This is a genomic window from Oleiphilus sp. HI0128, from assembly GCF_001635365.1.
This window is the reverse complement of the sequence record NZ_LWGG01000795.1, coordinates 1-1,446: the sequence shown is the minus strand read 5'-3', so window position 1 is coordinate 1,446 and position 1,446 is coordinate 1. Positions and strand designations below refer to the sequence as shown.

Below are 1,446 nucleotides of genomic sequence, written 5' to 3'. Positions count from 1 at the left end.
GTTGTAACAGGAGAAGTATCACAAAAGATATACCGTCTCGCCTGTCTCTGAGCGAGATCCTCTTTATGAGTCTGTGTAATGCAAATATCTATCAGATCTTCTGGCGTAAGGTCGCCATTTTTTTCTTCCCATAAATCTCTGCCGTATTCTTCAACCAGCGGCTCATTAAATTGTTCAGAGAGAAGCCGAGATAGCTTTGATTTACCTGTTGATTCAGCCCCTAGGAAAACAATCTTTTGGACGCTAAAGTCAGCTTGGACAGATTGATCGATTAGCCCATTGTCTTGGTTCCGAGTAGAACGCATAAGTGAGCCACTTACCGGATAAGTTTCCCTGTTGAGGTCGACACAAACATGCTCGACAGGAGAACCAAAACCAGTCGCTGGATCACTCAGAAATTGAGCGAAGCCATCCCCATATTCTTCACTCGTAAAGACTGCATCAACTTCCAAACCAAACTTGTATGAAAGAAGTCGATAGGTGAAATGCCGATGCATATGGTCAGCTTCACTATTGCTGGGCATTGGAAGATTCCAAGCGCTATGAGCTCGCCAAGACTCGACCGTGGCAGCATCAACACACAGAACGCTAGCGGATGGAAAAACTGATTTTATCCAATGCTCTCTTATCTTGGCAGAGCAGGATGGAAACTCAGGCCTTGAGTAGCTGATGACGACAACATCTTCACACTGATTAAATGCGTTTTGTATTAGATACTCGTGCCCTTTATGAAGAGGTGAAAATTTTCCAACGACTAATCCGCGCTTAAAGGGCTTTGTTGCCAAGTCTTTTCTCCCTTATTTTCACTCCTGTATATTTTTATCCACGAATACAGCCCATACCACGCATTGCACCAGAACAAGCCGTACACAAACGCCGTCAGATAAAGCTCTCGGGAGAAGTAAAGCGGGACAGCGACGGTATCTACGATCAACCAGCAAACCCATGTCTCTAGCCTTCTCTTCATCAAAAGAAACTGCGCAAGAACGCTAAACATGAGAACAATTGAATCGATAAATGGCGCGTACGCATCCGTCATCTCATGCAAAAGCCATCCATAGGCTAAGGTTGCTAAGACTGCAGCTGCTATGAATGAAACGAAATTTGTCATTTTGGTTCGCTGAATCGGGTGTAATTGTTTTTTAGCCCCCCAATACATCCAGCCATAGATGCTCGTGAGTATGAAGAACACCATCAGCGTGACGTCTGCATAGAGATTGACCTGATAGAACAGAACGGCAAACAAGCCGCAGCCTATGATACCAGTCCACCACGTGTTTACATTGTTTCTCGCTGCCAATATGACGCTGATAACAAATACTGCGTTTGCAGACCATTCCAAATAGCTAATCAAAATATGTTCCTTAAATCACTTGAATATTGAATTATTTTTTTATCGCTGCTTACTTTCTCAAACAGATTGATCTGAACCTGTTGGCCAAGCTT

2 protein-coding genes are annotated in these 1,446 nt (G+C 43.7%); both read right to left on the bottom strand.

The annotated features are described in order from the left end of the window. On the bottom strand, positions 1-785 hold a 785-nt coding region (locus A3763_RS11475; protein WP_156495054.1), incomplete at its 3' end, for an AAA family ATPase. Next, positions 755-1,354: a nicotinamide riboside transporter PnuC gene (gene pnuC / locus A3763_RS11470; protein WP_082865337.1), complete on the bottom strand. Its 600-nt coding sequence runs from the start codon at positions 1,352-1,354 to the stop codon at positions 755-757. The genes A3763_RS11475 and pnuC, both read right to left, overlap by 31 nt. Between the last annotated feature and the right edge of the window lie 92 nt (positions 1,355-1,446).